9 protein-coding genes are annotated in these 15,892 nt (G+C 62.6%); 2 read left to right on the plus strand and 7 right to left on the minus strand.

Translation table 11 applies throughout. The features are described from left to right. Window positions 1–23: 23 nt before the first annotated feature. Together ACN0SO_RS06130 and ACN0SO_RS06135 are read right to left on the minus strand one after the other, a co-directional pair. Complete coding sequence (locus ACN0SO_RS06130; RefSeq protein WP_417675613.1) at window positions 24–4,910, minus strand: PKD domain-containing protein; 4,887 nt, start codon at window positions 4,908–4,910, stop codon at window positions 24–26. A 17-nt stretch (window positions 4,911–4,927) separates the two neighbouring features. Further along, window positions 4,928–7,222, minus strand: coding sequence for a FecR domain-containing protein (locus tag ACN0SO_RS06135; RefSeq protein ID WP_417675615.1), 2,295 nt, complete (start codon window positions 7,220–7,222; stop codon window positions 4,928–4,930). Window positions 7,223–7,615: 393 nt separating this feature from the next. Between ACN0SO_RS06135 and ACN0SO_RS06140 the strand changes: the two genes are divergently transcribed. Beyond that, complete coding sequence (locus ACN0SO_RS06140) at window positions 7,616–8,341, plus strand: gamma-glutamylcyclotransferase (RefSeq protein ID WP_417675617.1); 726 nt, start codon at window positions 7,616–7,618, stop codon at window positions 8,339–8,341. 39 nt (window positions 8,342–8,380) lie between these two features. On the opposite strand, the gene ACN0SO_RS06145 is transcribed toward ACN0SO_RS06140, so the two are convergent. Beyond that, the gene (locus tag ACN0SO_RS06145; RefSeq protein ID WP_417675619.1) at window positions 8,381–8,881 is read right to left on the minus strand and encodes a DUF4405 domain-containing protein; all 501 of its coding nucleotides are present in this window, start codon (window positions 8,879–8,881) and stop codon (window positions 8,381–8,383) included. Between the two features lie 324 nt (window positions 8,882–9,205). Here ACN0SO_RS06145 and ACN0SO_RS06150 point away from each other — a divergent pair, with 324 nt between their 5' ends. Beyond that, window positions 9,206–10,399, plus strand: coding sequence for a GGDEF domain-containing protein (locus tag ACN0SO_RS06150; protein WP_417675621.1), 1,194 nt, complete (start codon window positions 9,206–9,208; stop codon window positions 10,397–10,399). 34 nt (window positions 10,400–10,433) lie between these two features. On the opposite strand, the gene ACN0SO_RS06155 is transcribed toward ACN0SO_RS06150, so the two are convergent. The 4 genes from ACN0SO_RS06155 to dctP form a co-directional block, all read right to left on the minus strand. Next, the gene (locus ACN0SO_RS06155; protein WP_417675623.1) at window positions 10,434–11,597 is read right to left on the minus strand and encodes an iron-containing alcohol dehydrogenase; all 1,164 of its coding nucleotides are present in this window, start codon (window positions 11,595–11,597) and stop codon (window positions 10,434–10,436) included. Between the two features lie 303 nt (window positions 11,598–11,900). Beyond that, window positions 11,901–13,289 carry an aldehyde dehydrogenase family protein gene (locus ACN0SO_RS06160; protein ID WP_417675625.1) on the minus strand — a complete coding sequence of 463 codons (1,389 nt, stop codon included), beginning with the start codon at window positions 13,287–13,289 and terminating at the stop codon, window positions 11,901–11,903. Between the two features lie 81 nt (window positions 13,290–13,370). Continuing rightward, window positions 13,371–14,738 carry a glutamine synthetase family protein gene (locus ACN0SO_RS06165; protein WP_417675627.1) on the minus strand — a complete coding sequence of 456 codons (1,368 nt, stop codon included), beginning with the start codon at window positions 14,736–14,738 and terminating at the stop codon, window positions 13,371–13,373. Between the two features lie 92 nt (window positions 14,739–14,830). Beyond that, on the minus strand, window positions 14,831–15,880 hold the full coding sequence (gene dctP, locus ACN0SO_RS06170; RefSeq protein ID WP_417675629.1) for a TRAP transporter substrate-binding protein DctP: 1,050 nt from the start codon (window positions 15,878–15,880) through the stop codon (window positions 14,831–14,833). Window positions 15,881–15,892 lie beyond the last annotated feature (12 nt).

A 15,892-nucleotide genomic window follows, 5' to 3' on the forward strand; every position in this document is an offset into this window, starting at 1 on the left:
AACGGAAGCTCAGGGCTGGTTCCCTAGTAGGCTTCTCTTTCCCGCACCTTCACCCTGATCGTATCAGATGCCGTGCCGCAGGAAAGGCCGGAACCGTCGGAAACCGTCAGCTTGACCTCGTAATCGCCCGGCGCCGAGAAGCTGTGCGCCACCCGTTCACCCGACTGCTGGCCGTCCGGACCGAAGCCCCAGGTGTGGGACAGATCCGTCCCGTCCGCATCGTAGGACCGCCAGGCGCTGAAGACCTCCGCGTCGTTCGCACCGCCGGTGAAGACTTCCCGGTCGGGGCCCGCATCGGCCGCCGGCGGCGTGTTGACGACGACGGTCATCCTGTCTTCGCGAGCATTACAGGACGAGCCGGAATCGTCGATCACCTTCAGTGTGACATCATAGGTGCCGGGGCTGGCGTAGGTATGTTCCGGGGTCATGCCGACCGCGGTATCGCCATCGCCGAAGTCCCACTCGACCCTGGAAATCCTTCCGTCCGGATCGCTGGACGCTCTGGCGTCGAAGGCGACGGCCACGCCCGGGCAGGCGGCGAGATTGCGACCTGCAACCGCAATGGGCGGCTGATTGACCAGGATGACCTTGGAGGCCTGCCGCTGGCTGGAGGTGCGTCCCTTGCCGTCGTCGACCAGCACCGAGACATTGTAGCGCCCGGGAGAAACGAAGCGCTTGATGACTTTTTCCGCGTCGGCGGTGGTGCCGTCTCCAAACGACCAGCTGAACGCGCTGATCGGCGCGTCCCGGCTGGTGGAGCGCGCTGCGGAAAGGGTGACCTGCTCGCCGACGCAGACCGCATCAGGCGCATCGAGCACCGCTGTCGCGCCATCGCTGACGATCACGGTCACCGTATCGGTCGCGCTGGAATTGGAAAGGCCTGCCGTATCGGTCACCGTCAGCTTGACCTCGTAGCGTCCGGGCTCGGCGTAGCGGTGGCGAATGGCGACGCCTTCCGCCGTCGTGCCGTCGCCCAGGTCCCAGACGTGGCTGGCGATGGCGCCTTCCTGGTCGCTGGAACTGGAGCCGTCGAGTTCGAACTCCTCGTTGATGCCGACAACGATGTCTTCACCGGCATCGGCGACCGGTGCCGCGTTGACCGTGATCAGGTGATAGCCGGTGATCATGTGGCAGTCGTTGGACTGGGCCGTGCTGTCGACCGTCAGCGCCACCCGGTAGGTGCCGGCCTTTTCAAAGATGTGTTTCTGCAGGGCGCCGTCGGCCAGGGTGCCGTCGCCGAAGTCCCAGGACCAGCCGGTGACCGTGCCGCCGTCCAGATAGGAACGCGAGCCGTCGAAGCTGATCGGTTCACCGACAGGAACGGCGGATGCAGCGTCGATCAGCGGCACGGGAGCGGCGATCACCTCCACATTGACCTCGTCAGTGGCGCGGATGTCGCACTGTCCGACCCGGTCGCCCTCGATGGTGAGCTGCGCCCGGTAGGTTCCGGCCCGCCGGTAGGTGTGTTTCGGCTTGTCGCCACCGCTCGATCCGCCATCGCCGAAGTCCCACTGGAACCGGTTGACGACACCGTCCGCGTCCCACGACTTGGACCCGTCGAAGGTCGCTTCCGTATTGGCGCAGATCCGGATGTCCGGGCCGGCATCCGCGACCGGCGCCTGATCGACGGTGACAGCGATCTGGTCACGCGCGGTGGCATTGCCGAGGCCGGAATCGTCGGTCACAGCCAGCGTGACCGAATAGACGCCGCCGCGCCGGTAGGTCTTGGTCGGATTGACGATCTCGGAACCGGAGCCGTCGCCGAAGTCCCAGGCGTATTTCAGGACACCGCCATCCGGATCGGACGACTTGCTGCCGTCCAGGACCAGAATATCGCCGGTGCACAGGCGCTGGTTCTCCCCGGCAACGGCGACAGGAGCATGGTTGATCGTGACGGTGAGCGCGTCCCGGTTTGTGCCGTTGGCAAGCCCGGTACCGTCGCTGACGGTCAGGATGACCGGGAAACTGCCGCCGGTGGCAAAGGTGTGCGCGACCTGCGCGCCGGTCGCCGTGGTGCCGTCCCCGAAGTCCCAAGAGTAACTGAGGCCGTCGCCGTCCGGATCCGACGATGCGCCGGCGTCGAAGATCACCAGGCTCTTGGCGGTGAAGACGTCCTGTCCGGCATCCGCCGTCGGCTGATGGTTGACGCGGATGGTGACCTCATCCTCCGCCAGGCTGTTGTCCGCGCCGCTGTCGTCCGACACCGTCAAACGGGCGGTGTAGGTGCCCGGTTCATCGAACTTGATCTCGTGGGTTTTCGCATAGACAGGCTCGTCCAACCCGGCAATGTCCCAGCGGAAGTCGGTGACAGTCCCGTCGCTGTCGCTCGACCGGCCAGCATCGAGGGTGAACAACTGGCCCGGGGCCACCCGGATATCGTCGCCGGCATCGGCGACCGGCGGGGCGTTGATGATGACCTCCGCCTCGTCATAGTCCACGGCCCTGACCTGGCCGGTATTGTCGGTCACTTTCAGCCGGACGAAATACCGACCCGGCTTTTCGAACGCATGGGTCGCGATTTCGCCGGTTTCCAGGGTGCCGTCCTTGAAGTCCCATTCGTAAGCCGCGATGTCTCCGTCCGGGTCGATGGAGCGGTTGCCCTGGAACGTCAGCTCTTCGCCGGGCGCGCCGATCAGATCGGGGCCCGCATCCGCGATCGGCGGCGTGTTGATCACAACCTGCATGGTATCGGAGGCTGTGTTGCGGATGGTGCCGGACGCGTCGGTGACCGTCAGGCGAACATCATAGGTTCCGGGCGTCTTGTAGACATGGGCGGGCGCCGCGCCGCTGCCGGTCGTGCCGTCGCCGAAATCCCAGCTGTAGCTCGCGATGCTGTCATCGGCATCAGACGAACCCGATCCGTCGAAATGGACCGCGCTTGCCGTCACAAGCTGATCGTTGCCGGCCACTGCCACCGGCGGTGCATTGACGCGTACCGACAGCGTGTCCGACCGTCCTCGGGTCTTTGTGCCGGAATCGTCGGTCACCGAGAGGCGGACCTGATAGGTGCCCGGCTTGGCGAAGGCATAGGTGATTTTTTCGCCGTTCGCGCTGGCGCCGTCGCCCAGATCCCAATGGTAGGAAATCAGCTTTCCGTCCGGATCGCGGGAGCGGCTGCCGTCGAACGTGATCACCTCGCCGGTGGCAACGCTCAGATCGTCGCCCGCGACCGGGACCGGCGGCGCGTTGACGACCACCTGGGCCGTATCGGTGGCCTTGCTGTTGCTGACGCCGGCGTCGTCCTGAACGGTCAGCTCGACATTGTAGGTGCCCGGCGTCGTGAAAGCGTGCTCGACGCTCGCCCCGTCCAGGGCGTTGCCGTCGCCAAAGTCCCAACGATAGGAAACGATCTTGCCGTCGGTGTCGTAGCTTCTGCCCGCGTCGAAGCTCAACTGCGCACCGACGTCGGTGCGCCGGTCCGCTCCGGCCTCGGCGACCGGCTGCGCATTGACCCGGATCGGAATTTCGATGGTGCCGTTGTCGCACGGATGCCCGGAATTGTCGGTGACCGTGAGAGAGACGAGATAGTCGCCGGGTTGGTCGAAGACACGTGCCACCTTCGAACCCTGCGCCGTGAACCCGTCGTTGAAATGCCAGTCGAAGCGGGCGATATCCGCCGCTTCGCTCGACGAGGTGTCGGCATTGAACAGAACGCTCTCACCGGTTCCAACGATCGCAGGCGCATTGATCCGGGCGACCGGCGGATGCTTGACGAAAACATCCAGCGTCTTGGCGCTGCCGTTGCCGATCTGGCCGGAATCGTCGCGGACTTCGAGCCGTTCCTTGAAATGCCCGGTCGTGTCGTAATCCTTCACCACGGCCGGGCCGTCCATGACCGTGTCGTCGGAGAAGATCCACTTGAACGACAGGCGATTACCGTCCGGATCCCGGGTCTGCGAGGCGTCGAAGGCAACGGCGCGGCAGCCGTCGAGGAAGGTGGCCGTGGCGCTGATCTCCGGCCGGCGGTTCGGGATCCAGTTGAACGGCGGCAGGTCGAGCGGCAGGAACCTGTCCGCCTTCACCGTGATGTAGAAGGTGGCGTCATTGGGAATTTCCGATCCGCCCTGCAGGGTGATTGCCGCCGGCTGGCCCTGTTCGTCGGGCTGCAGCTTGACGGTTTCGCTGCGCCACTGGTCCTGGCCGGACGGCTTCAGCGGCACGGAGCGGAAGGCGGTGGTCAGGTTCAGCTTGCCATAGGCCGCATCGAAATTGTCGATGGAAAGCTCGGTTTCCCGGTCCGGCACCTGGAACCGCAATTCGGTCAGGGTCGTCGTGTTGGGGACCCGGATTGTCGGCGCATAGGAGAAGAGCTTGACGCCTTCAGGCGGCACGGCGCGACGGTCCCGCAGGCTGATGGCGACCCCGTAGAGATTGCCGTCGTTGCCGCTCGTGCCCTCCACGTTGAGGCGGAAGATCCGCTTGTCGCCGCGCTTTTCCCCCTCAGAGGGAGAAAACAGCGCCATCGTGGTCCACTGGCCGTCGGTGCGCGCGTCGTCGGTGTAGGCCTTTTCCGCGAGCAGTGTACCGCCGGCGATTTCCACCGGTTCGCCGTCGTCACCGATCGTGCGGTCGCCGGCGAAGGCGCCGTCGCCGCCGAAAAGCGCGAAGCGGGTCTCGGAATTGGCCGGCCCGTACAGAAGGTCGTGATCGCCGCCGCTTTCCGGGTCGAACAGGCGCAGATAGACCCGGTCCTCCAGCGTGTCGGGAAGTTCGATATAGATGATCTGCCGATGGGTGGGATCGCCCTCGCGGGTCGGGGCGTCGGCGCCGTAGGTGACCAGGAGCGGCACGTCGATCGGCTTCGCCTGTTGTGCGGCAGCCGGCGCGACCGTCGCTAGCAGAACGGCAGTGGCAAAAGCCTTTTTCTTCCTGCAGATATTCCTAAAGCGGCGCGCTTCGACTGAAAACATTCCCGCGACTATCCCCGTCATTTCAACCGGACCCGGATCCGGTTTCCGGCATCGTCCTGCAGCTCGATGCCTGCAAGACGAACCCCCGAAATATCAGCCGAGGCGACCGCCACTGCGCCCCTGTAACTTCTGCTGAGCTTGTTGTAGCGCAAGAAGCCGTCCACTTCAGTTCCATTCGACAACAAGGTAAATGGCGCGGCTTTCGCCAGACCGCTTGCGTCCTCCGCCTTGACTTCGACTGTCACCCGGCCGCCGCTGCCGGGTTTGATCGTATGGCTCACATAGCTCGGCGGGCTCTGGTCGAGTGTCACGGTCCAGGTTTCGACCGTGACGTTGCCGGCCAGATCGCCCGCCGACATCTCGATGGTGTTTTCACCCTCTTTCAGGGTGATGACCTCATCGAAGCGTGTGTCCTTGAGCGGAATGACCCGCCCGTTGAGCTTCACCGTTTGGCTGTCGGTCACCGTACCGCGCAGCGCCAGGAACTCCGTCGAGGTAAGGCGGGGCAGGGGCATGTCGAGGTCGATCGTGGGCGGGTCCCGGTCGATGCTGACCATGAAATTGTCCCGGCTGGAAAATCCCGACGCGCTGGTCACGTTGACCTGGAAGTCGCTTTCGTCGGCGCTGAGCGGAAGCGTGAAAGCGAAGGCGCCGTCGCCGTCGGTCGATGCGCTGGCGCGGATGCCGCCGTCCGCACCGAGCACCTGCAATTTCGCGTTCTTTTCCGTTAGTCCGGACAGGGAAATCTCGCTGCCGTTTGCGACGAAGTGCCTGGCCGACAGCCGCGGGATCGCGGCATTGAAGGTGATTTTCGCCGTCGCATCCGGCATATGAACCACTTCCCGCGCCACTTTTGTTTCATTGCCGGCGGCATCCCGGGACAGGACCGTCAGCATGTTCATGCCCGGCTTCAGCGGAACAGTGAGAGTGTAGTGCCCCAGTTCGTCGACCGTGGCCGCGGCCCCGTTGACCGAAACGTGCGCGCCCGGCTCGCTTTCGCCCCTCACCTCGACGGAGGCTTCGCGGTAGATGTCACTGCTCACCGGTGCATCGAGCCGCAGGTAGGGCGGTGCGTTGTCGATCCGCATGTCGAACCGGTGAGAGAGGCTGCGCGGTCCCGGCAGACCGAACTGGTCGAGGGCCGAAATCCGCCAGTAGTAGATGCCGGTATCCAGGTTCTTCAGGGTGAACGCGGTATCGGGCAGGGCCGATACGGAGTCCACCATGTGATTGAAGTTCGCATCGCGGGCGACCTCCAGCCAGTAACCGGCGGCGTCCTTTACCGGGCTCCAGGAGAGATCAGCCATCCGGTTATAGACCTCACCGTCGTCTGCGGGGGCCAGCAGGTCCGGTGAGCTCAGGAGTTCGACCTTTTTACGCGGGGCTTCACCGGAACGGATGACCACACCCTCATTGCGGCCGAGATCGACCCGGTCGCCCCGGGCAGCGATTTCGACGCGCCGGTCATCGTAGTTGGTGAACTTTGCGCCGCTGACGTCCTGACGGACCCAGAAATCGCCGGAGTCGATCTGAGCGTTCACGTCCGGCACGTCGACCTGCAGCGTCTTTCTATCGGAATCGCCGCCGAGCAAGGCATAGAAGTCGCCCTCGACCAGAGAGACTTTGGCGTCTTCCCGCTTCTTCAGCGGGTCGACGCGCATGCGTTGGATAACGGCATGGGAATTGGCGTTGAGCCGAAGCCGGCCTGTATCCCGAAAGGTGATCTGGGCGGTGGAGCGCGACAGCGTGCGCACCTTTTCCTCTTCGATCAGAACCGCATTGATCTCACGATCCTCCCAGCCGAGTTCTTCCGGGCGCTGGCCTTCGACCCAGCCCTGCCGGTCGCTGAGGCGCGCCTCGGCTGCCTGGTCCCGATTTTTCTCCGCCAGGGCATAGGCCTTGGAAGCCAGGCCTTCAGCGGCAACGGCAAGTTCCAGGGTTTTGCGCCATTCGCCGGCCTTCTGCTCGGTCAAGGCGTCATCGTGCAAGCGGATGGCCTTGTCGATCTCGTCGAAGGCGAAGACCTGCGCACCGGCGGCGTTCGCATCCTGAATCCGGGCGTTGGAACTGTCGAGCGCGGTGCGTGCTGCGGCAACTTCTGTCGTCGGAACGGTCAGGCCTTGTCCGGGCAGCAGGTCGGTAATCCGGTCGACGCCGCTCGCCTTCAGGATGGAAGGCCAGAGATCCGCGTCGCCGAGATAGGTTTTGGCGATCTGGCGCAGATCGGCAGCCGGGTCATAGGGAATGGTAATGGCGGCCAGGGCGGGGGGCGCAAGCAACAAGGAGGGCAGAAAGACGAGCGCAATTGTCACCGCGGTTCTTCTCAGAAAACGCGAATGCTTGAATTTTCTCCCTGGAAACCCACTACCCCACCCCATGTAAAATCCTGGATCTAGGCAATTTTCCGTAGTCAATCATAGCAGAACTCTTCCGCTGCGGCATCTGCTGGAGCGTAATATTTAGAATTGGTTAATCACGATGGATCCGGATATTTGACGGATCGTAAAAATTACGAATGGCGATACGTCTCCCGAAAATAGGGCAGCCATGTGACCGGGTTCCCGAAAGCCGAAAAGAGAGGTCAAAACGGTTTGAAAAAATTGAAAGATCCGGTCCGCTACTTATGGTTTTGTGACAAGGCCTTCAAGGTTGGCTAATACGGTAAGACCCGTTTGTAACAAAGAGATCGAGGCTTTCATTCCGAAATGCAGGACGCTGCGAACCCGTTCCGTCACCATCCGAACCTTGCGACCAAGATTATTCCGGCGAACGAGTCCCGTTTCCGCACGCTGGACCTGAGCCATATGGATCGCCAGATGCGCTCGCTGGGGATGCCGGAAAACTGGCGCAGAAGCGATGAAAACCGGGAAGCCTCAAGATTGGAGACGCTTGACGGTCGCTGGGGAGAGGACATGTGGGTCTTTGCCTATGGGTCCTTGATGTGGGATCCGGCATTCCATTTTACGGAGGTGCGCCGCGCGCGTCTGGAGGGGTACCACCGCCGCTTCTGTCTGCTGTCCGAGGTCGGCCGCGGGACGCCCGAGCGACCCGGCCTGATGGCCGGGCTCGATACCGGCGGCATCTGCAACGGGCTGGTGTTCCGGCTGGCCGCGGAAACCCTGGAAGAGGAAAGCAGATACCTGTGGCGCCGGGAAATGATCCTGCGGTCCTACAAGCCGGAGTTCCTGACGCTTGAGACCGCCCACGGACCGGTTGAAGCCATGGCCTTCCTGGTCAATCGGGACAATCCCCTCCTGCTGCCGCCCATGAGCCTGGAGGAAACCGCAAGGCGGATCGCCGCCGCCGAGGGCTATCTCGGTCCGAACATCGACTACCTGGAAAATCTCGCCGACTATTTCGAACTGCTCGGCCTGGAAGACAACGAGCTTTTCCGGCTTCGGGATCTCGCAAGAACCTTCCGCAGCGGTTGAGGAGGCCGCCCGCCTTCCAGGAACGCGGGCGGTTTGTATTCAGCGCTTCACTTGAGAGAGGGCGAAAATCACGTCGCGACCGCTCTTGTCATTGGCACTGGCGACCTCAAGCAGGGTCTGGTCCGGAGAGGTGACGGTCAGGCCCTGGCTCTTGAGTGCGTCCATCATGTCTTCCGGTGTCTTGCCGTAAAGCGCGGCAACGGCGGTGACCGGCGCGTTCTGGACAGCGCCGGCGACGGCGACCAGAGGGTTGCCGCCCGTGCTCCCGCTGGAGGACGGTATGGCAAAGGGGATCGAAACGGCCACGGACAGGGCAAGCGCGATCGCCATCGGCCAGCGCTTGAAATAGTTCAGGAACGGCCGCCAGTTTTTCCAGATATGGGCGATAAACGGCACGATCAGAACCATGCTCAGCCATTCGTGCATGCCGTGGAATGCGGCTCCGCCGACATGAAAGAACAGGGCGATACCGGACACCAGGGAAACCATGAACAGTCCGGTGATCAACGGGGTGGCATAACGGGAAACAAAGGAGGGCATTGGTGCAGGACTCCAGGGAGGATACGTCTTGGGAGGCCTTGAACATAGTCCATGTTTCTCGGTGTGTCCGTTGAGATAGATCAATAATTACAATCTGTTACACTTTGGGAATGGTCGGTTACAGATCCGGTGGCATAGGTTCCGGGCAAGTGAGTGCAGAGCCGGAAGCGGCCACATGAGTTTATTTACTGCAGATTAACCACGTCTTGGGGAAAGCGTCCGGTTTCAGTGGATGTCCGGCATGCTTAAGGCAATCGAAACAGGTCTGCGGACATTCTCATTCTTTACGCTTCGTAAACGTCGCCGGAAATGGCAGGCCAAAGGATGCACCTCGACACACTCACGTTCATGGTATCAAACACCCTGTTCACGGCCTTTGCCAGCCTGTGTCTGTTCGGAGCGTGGTTTCAGTTCAATCGGGTTCCGGCACTTTTATGGTGGGCCGTTGCCCACGGCGTGAATACCGTTGGCCTCACCCTGCTGATCTTCGGATTTGCCTATCACAATCCGTCCCTTCCCGCGCTGGCTGGAATTCCGCTTACTTTTGCGCCGGCGTTGGTCTGGGCAGGCGTGCAGTCTTTCTATGGCCGGCGTGTTCCCGTGGCGGCTCTGGTCGCGGGAATGAGTGCGTTCATTGCCATCTCTCTCCTTCCCGGCGACATCGATCATCGGAAGTGGTCGGTCGCAGTCCAGTTCGGCGTCTGGACGGTCTATCTCTTGCTGGCGGTCGCGAGCCTGTGGTCGAATGGTGAGGAAATGCTCCCCGGACGGCGTGCGTTGATGGTTCTCCTGTCCGTACATGCGGTCATATTCCTCGGCGGCTTCTATGAACAGCTTACCGGTACCTTCGACGCTACCGCGCCGCCGGATCTCCTGACCTGGTTCGGGATTATCCACTTCGAGAGTATCTTCTATGCCGGCGGCACCGCCGTCGTCGTGATCCTGATGACCAGGGATCGCAGGGAGCAGAAGATCCTGGAAACCGCGAAAACCGACAGCCTGACCGGCGCGGTGAACCGGCAGGCATTTTTCGAAGATGCCGAACGGCTTCTTGAACGGTGCCGAAAGGACGGCTCGCCCTATTCCATGGTGATGTTCGATCTGGATCACTTCAAGAATATCAACGACACCCGGGGCCATCAGGCGGGCGACAGGATCCTGGCGTCCTTTGCGAACACCGTCCAGACCGCCTTGCGCCCGAATGACCTTTTCGGCCGCTATGGCGGAGAGGAGTTTCTGGTGGTCCTGCCGGATGCCTCGGTCGAAACGGCTTATGTCGTTGCCGAACGGGTGCGCAAGGCCTTCGCGGAGAACCACAGGTTCTTCAATGGTTCACCGCTGAACGCCACCGTCAGTGCGGGGGTGGCATCGATATCGACGACCAGCGATATGAACGAAATCGTCGCGTCGGTCGATCGGGCCATGTATGCGGCCAAGCACAATGGCCGGAACCGCGTCGAATGCGCGATAAACCACGACACGGTCGGTCCGTGCCGCAACATCGTGAAAATAGCCTGAGGCCGCGTCGCCGCGGCCTCCGCTATCAATACTCTCAGACTTCGCCCGAAAGCGCCTTGTCGAAAATTTCCAGCGCGCCTTCCCTGGTGAGTTCCACCGGATTGCCGCCGGCGGTCGGGTCGACCACGGCCATTTCCGCGATCAGTTCCCGCTTCTCCCCATCCACATTGATGCCGGCCAGCGTGTGCGGCACGCCCAGGTCTTCGCGCAGCTTCAGGATCGCGTCGAGGACGCCCTGGTAGCCGCCCTTGAAACCGAGGAACCCGGCCAGCCGCTCGAATTTCTGTTCGATGGCCGGCTTGTTGTATTGCAGCACATAGGGCGTGAACACCGCATTGGTCATGCCGTGGTGGGTGTCGTAGATCGCGCCGACCGGGTGGGACAGCGAATGGATCGCGCCGAGGCCCTTCTGGAAGGCGACCGCGCCCATGGCGGCGGCACTCATCATGTGGCCGCGGGCTTCCAGGTCCGACCCGTCCGCGACGACCTTCGGCAGGTTTTCGAAGACGAGCCGCATGCCTTCCAGCGCGATGCCTTCGGACATCGGGTGATAGAACGGCGAGGAATAGGCTTCCAGGCAGTGGGCAAGCGCGTCCATGCCTGTGCCCACGGTGATCATGCGCGGCATGCCCACGGTCAACTCCGGGTCGCAGATCACGGTCGCCGGCAGCATCTTCGGGTGGAAGATGATCTTCTTGGTGTGGGTTTCCTCGTTGGAGATCACACCGGCGCGGCCGACCTCGGAGCCGGTTCCGGCCGTGGTCGGTACGGCAACGATCGGCGCGATGCCGGCTTCATCGGCCCGCTTCCAGTAGTCGCCGATATCCTCGAAGTCCCAGACCGGGCGGGTCTGGCCGGACATGAAGGCAATCACCTTGCCGGCATCGAGACCGGAGCCGCCGCCGAAGGCGATCACGCCGTCATGAGCGCCGTCCTTGAAGGCGGCCACACCGGCCGCAATGTTGCTGCCGAGCGGGTTCGGCTTCACATCGGAAAAGACGGCGGCCTCAAGGCCTGCCTCTTTCAGGCTGGCGATGGCGTCGGCGACCATCGGCAGGCCGGCGAGGCCCGGATCGGTCACCAGCAGCGGATTGCGCATGCCGGCGGCCATCACCGCTTTGGGAAGTTCCTTGATGCGGCCCGCGCCGAAACGCACGGACGTGGGATAGGACCAGTTGGCGGAAGGAAGTGAGCTCATGTTGGTCTCTTTGAGTTAAGAGGGAAAACAATTCGGGCGCCGGAATGGGCTCCGGACGCCAATTTCGGGATGTGAAGACCGAGCGGTGCCGCAAACGCCCTTCTCCCCCCTTGAGGGGGAGATGTCGGCAAATGCCGACAGAGGGGGGTGAACGGCGTCTCGGTAACTCGGGAAGTTTGAAGATGCGGAAAGGCGGCTACCCCCTCTGTCTCCTGACGGAGGCATCTCCCCCTCAAGGGGGGAGAAGGGAGATTGACGAGAGCCTGTTGATCCAGACGGCCAGTCACGCCGCATCCTTTCGGTCTAGTGCTCGATCCGGAAGTGATAGGACTTGGGCCGGGTCAGGTTGTGGAAGCCGACTTCCGAAAGGGCGGCGCCCTTGCCGGTGTCCTTGACCCCGGTCCAGACAAGGCCCGGGTCGACATAGTCGCAGCGGTTCATGAACACCGTGCCGGTCTCGACCTTGTCGCCGATCTCGGCGGCCGCCTCGGCGTCTTCCGTCCAGATCGAGGCGGTCAGGCCATAGGGGCTGTCATTCATGAACTGCAGGGCTTCCGCGTCGTCCTTGACCTTCATGATACCGACGACCGGGCCGAAGCTTTCCTCGCGCATCACCGACATCTGGTGGTTGACGTCGGTCAGCACCTGCGGCGCCAGATAGGGCGTGCCTTCCTTGTTCGCCGGGAAGGCGGACATGTCGATATGGGCCTTGGCGCCCTTGCGCAGGGCTTCGTCGGTCTGTTCGCGCACCCAGGCGGCAAAGCGCGCCTGCGCCATCGGCCCGAGGGTGGTTTCCTCGTCCAGCGGATTGCCGAGCTTGTACTGGCTGGTCAGATCGACGAAGCCATCCACGAAACGGTCGTAGAGGCTTTCCTGGACATAGATGCGTTCGATGCCGCAGCAGCACTGGCCGGCATTGTAGAAGGCGCCGTCGACCAGGTTGCCGATGGCGTAGTCGAGATCCGCGTCGGCGCGGACATAGGCCGGATCCTTGCCGCCGAGTTCCAGGCCGAGCGTCGCGAAGGTACCCGCGGCCGCCTTCTCGATCGCCCGTCCACCGGCAACGGAGCCGGTGAAGTTGATGTGGTCGATCAGGCCGGAACCGAGCAGCTTTTCCGTGCCCGCGTGGGTCAGCACGATATTCTGCAGCACGCCCTTGGGCAGGCCGGCCATCTCGAAGGCCTTGGCAAGCCGCTCGCCGACCAGAAGCGTCTGGGCGGCATGTTTCAGGATCACCACGTTGCCGGCCATGAGTGCTGGCATGATGGTGTTGATCGCCGTCATGAACGGATAGTTCCACGGCGCGATCACCATGACGATACCGAGCGGAACATGCTTCAGATAGCGGGTGAAGCCCGGCTTGTGGGCGGGGATATGGTCGGCAAGTGCGGCTTCCGCGATATCGGCCATGTAGCGGGTACGCTCATCGACGCCGCCGTATTCGCCGCCGAAGCGAACCGGGCGGCCCATCTGCCAGGCGAGTTCGGGAACGATCTCGTCGTTCATCGCCTTCAGCGCGTCCAGCGCCTTCAGGCAATATCCGACCCGCTCGGCAATGGGCGTGTTGGCCCAGTCGATCTGGGCCGTGCGGGCAAGCGAGACCACTTTCTCCACTTGGGGCTCGTCCAGTGCGGGACGTTCCGCATAGACCGAGCCGTCGACGGGAGAGACGAGCTTGATGACTTCAGACATGATGCACCTCTAAAAACCGCAAACATTGCGGCTATGGCAGTTCAAGAGTTTGGGCCGCTTACCCGGGCCTCGGGGCCGGGGTCAGGCGCGTTCGAAGCCCCGGGCGATCTCGTAGTCGGTCACGACGCGGTCGAATTCCTCGATCTCCCATTCCGCCGCCCGGGCGTAGTGGTCGACGACTTCGTCGGAAAAGGCTTCGCGCAGCATCTTCGACTTGCGCAGCGTGTCGCGTGCGTCGCGCAGGGTCCCCGGGATCTCCCGCGCGCGCTTTGCCTCGTAGATGTCGCCGGAGACGGGTGGGTCGAGGTCCAGTTTTTCCTCGATCCCCCGGATGCCGGCGGCAAGCTGGGCGGCCAGCGCAAGATAGGGATTGAGGTCGGATCCGCCGATCCGGCACTCAATCCGGACTGCCTTGGTGCCATCGCCGCAAAGCCGGAACCCGGCCGTGCGGTTGTCGACGGACCACACGGTCTTGGTCGGTGCGAAGGTGCCCTTCTGGAACCGCTTGTAGCTGTTGATATAGGGTGCCAGGAAATAGGTGTAGTCGGGCGCGTATTTGATCAGTCCGGCCACATACTGGCGCATCAGTTCGGACATGCCGTAGTCGCCGGAAGGATCCTGGAAGGCGTTCTCGTTCTTCTCGTTCCAGATCGACTGGTGAATGTGGGTGGAACTGCCGACCTTGTCGGCGCGCCACTTGGCAAGAAAGCTGGCGGAACGTCCGTTGGCCCAGGCGATTTCCTTCACCGCATGCTTGGCGATGGTGTGATAGTCGGCGCAGTTCATCGCTTCCGAATAGCGGATATTGAGTTCTTCCTGGCCCGTCTCGGCTTCGCCCTTGGTGTTTTCGACCGGAATGCCCGCCTTGTAGAGGTGATTGCGCACCGGGCGCATCACGGCCTCTTCCTTGGTGGTCTGCAGGATGTGGTAGTCCTCGTTGTAGCCGGATATCGGCTCCAGATCGCGGAAGCCGGACTTGCGCATGTCGTCGAAGCTTTTCTCGAACAGGAAGAATTCCAGTTCGGTCGCGCATTTGGCCGTGTATCCGAGCTCCTTCAGCCGGGCGATCTGCCTCTTCAGCATCGTGCGCGGTGCGTGGGGCACTTCCTCATGCGTGTGGTGATCGAGGAGATCGCACAGGACCATGGCCGTGCCTTCCAGCCACGGCACCAGCCGCAGGGTCGAAAGGTCGGGCTTCATCACGTAGTCGCCGTAGCCGCCGGCCCAGCTCGTCGCGGCGTAGCCTTCGACCGTATACATCTCCAGGTCGGTCGCCAGCAGGTAGTTGCAGCAATGGGTTTCTTCCCACGCACTGTCGATGAAGTGCTGCGCATGGAACCGCTTGCCCATCAGCCGGCCCTGCATGTCGACGATACACGTGAGGACGGTGTCGATTTCGTCCTTGGAAACCGCAGCCTTGAGCGCATCGAATGTCAGATTGCCAGCCATTTGGATCTTTGTCCGTTCTGAAGATAAGACTTGTCTTTATGTCAGGGAACCGGTCCGGAGCAATGCCCCGGACCGGCAGTTTTGAGGAAGGCTTAGCCGTAGCGGTAAGGCCGGCCGGCCTTCTGCATGTCGGCGTTGTACTTCTTGAAGATCTCGACGACCTTTGCCTTGGTTTCGGACTCCGCGGCGATTTCGTCCCAGAACTTCACCGCGGCTTCTTCGACCGTCGCCCATTCGGCATCCGGAATGGAGGTCAGTTCCATCTTGGTGCCGTTGACGCGAAGCGAGGCCTCGCCGCCCCAATACCACCACTGGCGATAGTAGTGCGAAGAATCCATCGCGAGCTGGAGCAGGGTCTTCAGGTGATCAGGCAGCTCGTTCCAGCGCTCCATGTTGGCAAAGAACGATCCGGCCCACGCGCCCGAGATGTTGTTGGTCAGGAAGTAGTTGGTCACATCCGCCCAGCCGACGGTGTAGTCCTCGGTAATGCCCGACCATGCGATGCCGTCGAGCTCGCCGGTCTGCACGGCGACCTCGATGTCTTCCCAGGGCAGGGTGACCGGCACGACGCCGAACTGGGCCATGAAGCGGCCGGCCGTCGGGAAGGTGAAGACGCGCTTGCCCTTGAGGTCGGCGAGGGAGCGGATCGGGTCCTTGGTCGCGAAGTGGCACGGATCCCATGCGCCGGCGGAAATGTGCTTCACGCCGACCTTTGAGTATTCCGCGTCCCAGATTTCGTTCAGGCCGTACTGGTTGAACAGCACCGGCACGTCGAGCGAGTAGCGCGAGGCGAACGGGAAGTAGCCGCCGAAGACGGTGACCTCGGTCGGGGAGGCCATGGAGTCGTCGTCGGACTGAACGGCGTCGATGGTGCCGGACTGCATGGCGCGGAACAGTTCGCCGGTCGGAACCAGCTGGTCGGCCGTGTAGAGCTCAATCACCATTTCGCCGTTGGCGGCCTTGTTGAAGGCATCGATCGACGGCTTGATCACGTGTTCGGCAAGGGCCGGTCCCGCATAGGTCTGCAGGCGCCACTTGATCGGTTCCTGACCGAGAACCGCCGGGGCGGCAAGCGTGGAGGCTCCGGCGGCAGTAACCGTTCCGAGGCCGGCTTTTTTAAGAAAATCGCGTCTATTCGTCATTTTCAGATACTC

This window comes from Roseibium sp., assembly GCF_048260565.1.
Lineage (GTDB): Bacteria > Pseudomonadota > Alphaproteobacteria > Rhizobiales > Stappiaceae > Roseibium.

Excerpts from the sequence above, each read along its gene's own strand:
- ACN0SO_RS06140 (WP_417675617.1), top strand. The coding sequence starts at position 7,616 with ATGCAGGACGCTGCGAACCCGTTCCGTCACCATCCGAACCTTGCGACC.
- ACN0SO_RS06130 (WP_417675613.1), bottom strand. The coding sequence starts at position 4,910 with ATGTTTTCAGTCGAAGCGCGCCGCTTTAGGAATATCTGCAGGAAGAAA.
- dctP (WP_417675629.1), bottom strand. The coding sequence starts at position 15,880 with ATGACGAATAGACGCGATTTTCTTAAAAAAGCCGGCCTCGGAACGGTT.
- ACN0SO_RS06160 (WP_417675625.1), bottom strand. The coding sequence starts at position 13,289 with ATGTCTGAAGTCATCAAGCTCGTCTCTCCCGTCGACGGCTCGGTCTAT.
- ACN0SO_RS06150 (WP_417675621.1), top strand. The coding sequence starts at position 9,206 with ATGCACCTCGACACACTCACGTTCATGGTATCAAACACCCTGTTCACG.
- ACN0SO_RS06145 (WP_417675619.1), bottom strand. The coding sequence starts at position 8,881 with ATGCCCTCCTTTGTTTCCCGTTATGCCACCCCGTTGATCACCGGACTG.
- ACN0SO_RS06165 (WP_417675627.1), bottom strand. The coding sequence starts at position 14,738 with ATGGCTGGCAATCTGACATTCGATGCGCTCAAGGCTGCGGTTTCCAAG.
- ACN0SO_RS06155 (WP_417675623.1), bottom strand. The coding sequence starts at position 11,597 with ATGAGCTCACTTCCTTCCGCCAACTGGTCCTATCCCACGTCCGTGCGT.